Genomic DNA, 1260 nt, shown 5'->3' with positions numbered 1-1260 from the left:
CCCTGGCGACAAATTGGGGTTTGGCGGTCGTGAAGCCAGAACCCTGATGCAAGACTGGCTGGCCCTGGCGAAAACCAACCGGTATCAGGCCAATGGCTTCAGCGACGACCTGGATTGTGGTATCGCGCAGTATAGTGGGCCGGTGTTGAGTCTGCGCATGGCGGATGATGCCTTTGCGCCGCCCGCGTCGGTGGAGGCGGTAAACGAAAAATTCATCGCAGCGACCGTGAGCAATGTGTTGCTGGATAAGCAGGCATTGAATGACCGTGCAGATCATTTTCGCTGGGCACGTTCTCCGGCGGCGGCGGTGAAAGAAATTGTCCGCTGGCATGAAAAAAACGGCGCACAAAATAATAACGGCGGTCATAACACTTGACCCACACTATTTATTTTTTCATGTGATCCGCAATTAACTCACTAAAAGGATGCCCGTATGGCCATCGTCCTGCACCAATTCCCGATTTCCCACTATTGCGAAAAAGTGCGCTGGGCACTGGACTACAAAGGCGTGGATTACCGGGTGAAGAACCACCTGCCAGGCCTGCATTTGAAGAAGATGAAGGCGGTGGCGCCGTTCAGCAGTGTGCCGGTGCTGGAGCACGACGGGCACTACGTGCAAGATTCAGCGGCCATTATCAGCTATCTGGATACGCAGTTCCCGGCCCGCTCATTGACCCCGCAGAGCCAGGAGGAACGAGAAGAGGCGCTGCGCTGGGAAACGTTCTGCGACGACAATATTGGGCCGCACGTTCGCCGTTACTGTTATCACACCTTGCTGGACCACCCGAATTTGGTGATTCCCTTTTTTGCCAAGGGTGGGCCGTTCTGGGGGAAGGCATTTTTGCGGGCGATTTTCCCGAAATTACAGGGGCTGATGCGCAAGGGAATGCAAATCCGCGAGCCCCATGTCAGCGACAGCCGTGTGGCTCTGGAGCAGTCTATCCAGACCTTGTCACAGGCTTACCAGGGGCGCACCTACCTGGTGGGTGAGCAATTCTCGCGGGCAGACCTGGCGGCAGCCAGCTTGCTGGCGCCGCTATTTATGCCACCGGCGTACGGGCTGGACTGGCCTTCCTCCATGCCTGAGCCCTTGCAAACCTGGGTGAACGGCCAGGCGGAACATCTTGCTCCTTATCGACGTTTTTATCAGGAGGAAAGGGGTTGATGCCCAACGCCTCCTATTCTGCATGAACCGCGCCGAGGGTAACCATGATGTGGACTGGTCCTAATCCAGCACCATGATGGCCTGGCCGACATTGA

The 1260-nt window shown here is 56.5% G+C and carries 2 protein-coding genes; both read left to right on the top strand.

Annotated features, from left to right (window positions below; genetic code table 11):
- On the top strand, positions 1-376 hold a 376-nt coding region (locus tag A3730_RS24410; RefSeq protein ID WP_231884037.1), incomplete at its 5' end, for a hypothetical protein.
- Between the two features lie 57 nt (positions 377-433).
- Positions 434-1165: a glutathione S-transferase family protein gene (locus A3730_RS24405; protein ID WP_063520192.1), complete on the top strand. Its 732-nt coding sequence runs from the start codon at positions 434-436 to the stop codon at positions 1163-1165.
- Positions 1166-1260: the final 95 nt, after the last annotated feature.

It is taken from the genome of Alcanivorax sp. HI0044 (assembly GCF_001634945.1).
The sequence above is the reverse complement of the archived record's forward strand: the minus strand, read 5'-3'. Positions and strand labels throughout refer to the sequence as shown.